1 protein-coding gene and 1 pseudogene are annotated in these 2,474 nt (G+C 74.3%); one reads left to right on the plus strand and one right to left on the minus strand.

The window, feature by feature from the left end; genetic code table 11:
- Nucleotides 1-431, minus strand: a pseudogene (locus SSBG_RS22200) (hypothetical protein); the annotation flags it as partial.
- A 385-nt stretch (nucleotides 432-816) separates the two neighbouring features.
- On the opposite strand from SSBG_RS22200, the gene SSBG_RS22205 reads away from it, so the two are divergent.
- Nucleotides 817-2,451, plus strand: a complete 1,635-nt coding sequence (locus SSBG_RS22205; RefSeq protein WP_008748313.1) for an alkaline phosphatase D family protein — start codon at nucleotides 817-819, stop codon at nucleotides 2,449-2,451.
- The last annotated feature ends 23 nt before the right edge of the window (nucleotides 2,452-2,474 follow it).

Consider the following 2,474-nt stretch of genomic DNA (forward strand, 5'->3'; position numbering starts at 1 on the left):
CCGTGCGCGAGGGCGTACAGCCCGTACCCGCCGCCCAGGCCCGCCCCGGCGCCGAGCACGAGCGAACAGCCCAGCGCCAGCAGCCCCCGGGACCGGCGGGCGCGGAGCGTCCGCGCCAGCGCGAAGGCGAGGACGAGGGCGGCGAAGCATCCGTACGCGGCGAACGCCTGGAGCAGTCCCCGGCCCGGCTCGCACGGCGTGTGGTGCTTGCAGAGCGCGCCGCCCGAGGCGGGCCGCAGGAACCCGCGCGCGCCGAGCGCGACGAGTCCCGCCGCGAGCCCGAACAGCAGGGCGGGTATCCAGCCGACCTGCCACCAGCGGCTCCGCTCCCCGGTCCCGCGCCGTTTGCCGCCCCCGCCCGGCCCGGCCGCCGGGACGGGCGGGGCCGGGACGTACCCGCCGCCCGCCCGCGCCCTCCTCGCCGCCGACATCCTGCGCCGCGACTCCTCGACGGACACGGGCCCCCCGGACGCGGCCGGCCCCGCGTCCCCCTGCTCCCGCCCTGCTCGCATCCCGTCTCCCTGATCGCTCGCAGGACCAACAAGTGACAGACAGCGCACGTCGTGGATTGGTTGCACGGGAAAGGTGAAGAAGAAGTGCGCACCCGTCCGCGCGTTCCTCGGGCCCCGGCGCGTGGCGGAGCGTCAGCTCCCGTGTGCTTCTGGGAGGCTGACGCCCGTCGGCGGGCGGGCGGAATCCGGCCGTCTTCAGCGCTCACCCCCCGTCCACACCCCCGTCGTATCGCGGACAGGTGCGGGTGGCCCCCGTCCCACAGGATCACCGGCGCCACCCACCGAGACGAGGGGACCCCACCCGATGAGCCACCGCTTCCAGGACCCCGACGCCGAACTCCGCGCCGCCGCCCGCCACTTCGGGCGGCGCGGCTTCCTGACCATGACGGGTGCCGCCGCCGCGCTCGCCTTCGCCGTCAACCTCCCCGCCGCCGGGAGCGCCGCCGCCGCCGAACTCGACGCGAAAGCCGTCAAGGCCGACCCCTTCACCCTCGGCGTCGCCTCCGGCGACCCGCTCCCGCAGTCGGTCCTGCTGTGGACACGCCTGGCCCCGGCCCCGTTCGCCGCCGACGGGGGAATGCCGAGAGGCCGCGTCACCGTCCGCTGGGAGCTGGCCCACGACGCCCGGTTCACCCGCGTCGTCAAGCGCGGGGCGACGACCGCGCACCCGGAGTTCGGCCACACCGTGCACGTCGAGGTGCCCGGCCTCGACACCGACCGCGTGTACTTCTACCGCTTCCGCGCGGGGACCTGGATCAGCCCCGTCGGCCGCACCCGCACCGCCCCCGCGCCGAACGCCCGGCCCACCGCGATGACGCTCGCCGCCGTCTCCTGCCAGGCGTACCACGACGGCTACTTCACCGCCTACCGCCATCTCGCGAACGAGGACGTCGACCTCGTCTTCCACCTCGGCGACTACCTCTACGAGTACGCCGTGAGCGCCGTCGGCGGGAACCGCAAATACACCGACCGGCGGCTGCCCGCCGTCTTCAACCGCGAGACCCTCACCCTGGAGGACTACCGGCTGCGGTACGCGCTCTACAAGTCCGACCCCGACCTCATGGCCGCGCACGCCGCGCACCCCTTCGTCGTGACGTGGGACGACCACGAGACGGAGAACAACTACGCCGACGACACCCCCGAGAACGACGTCCCGCCCGAGGAGTTCCTGCTGCGCCGTGCCGCCGCCTACCGCGCGTACTGGGAGAACCAGCCGCTGCGCGCCCCGCAGCGGCCCACCGGGCCCGACATGAGGCTCTACCGGCGCCGCCACTGGGGCCGCCTCGCCCAGTTCGACGTGCTCGACACCCGCCAGTACCGCAGCGACCAGGCGTACGGCGACGGCTGGCAGGTCCCCGGGCCCGAGTCGGAGGACCCGGCGCGCACGCTCACCGGGGCCACGCAGGAGCGCTGGCTCATCGACGGGTGGAAGTCCTCCGGGGCGACGTGGAACGTCGTCCCGCAGCAGGTCACCTTCGCGCAGCGCAAGGACCGCGCGACGGACGGATTCAAGCTCTCCATGGACTCCTGGGACGGCTACCCCGCCTCAAGGCAACGCCTCCTCGACGGCTGGCGCGCGAGCGGCAAGGACAACCTCATGGTCCTCACCGGCGACGTCCACGTGCACTACGGCTTCGACCTCAAGGCGGACTTCGCCGACCCCGCCTCCAAGACGCTCGGCACCGAGATCGTCACCAGCTCGGTCACGAGCGGCGGCGACGGCGCCGACAAGCCCGCCAACTGGGACACCTACATGGCCGCCAACCCGCACCTGCGCTTCTACAACGGGCGGCGCGGCTACGCGCTCGTGACGCTCGGCACGAAGGCGGCGCGCGCCGACTGGAAGACGGTCTCGGCCGTCACGACCCCGGGCGCCCCGCTCAGGGTCGCCGGTTCCTTCGTGACGGAGGCGGGCAGGCCGGGGCTCACCCCGGCCTGACCCCCGCACGGGCTTGCGAGGGG

The sequence above is a fragment of the Streptomyces sp. SPB074 genome (assembly GCF_000154905.1).
In the GTDB taxonomy this organism is placed as follows: domain Bacteria; phylum Actinomycetota; class Actinomycetes; order Streptomycetales; family Streptomycetaceae; genus Streptomyces.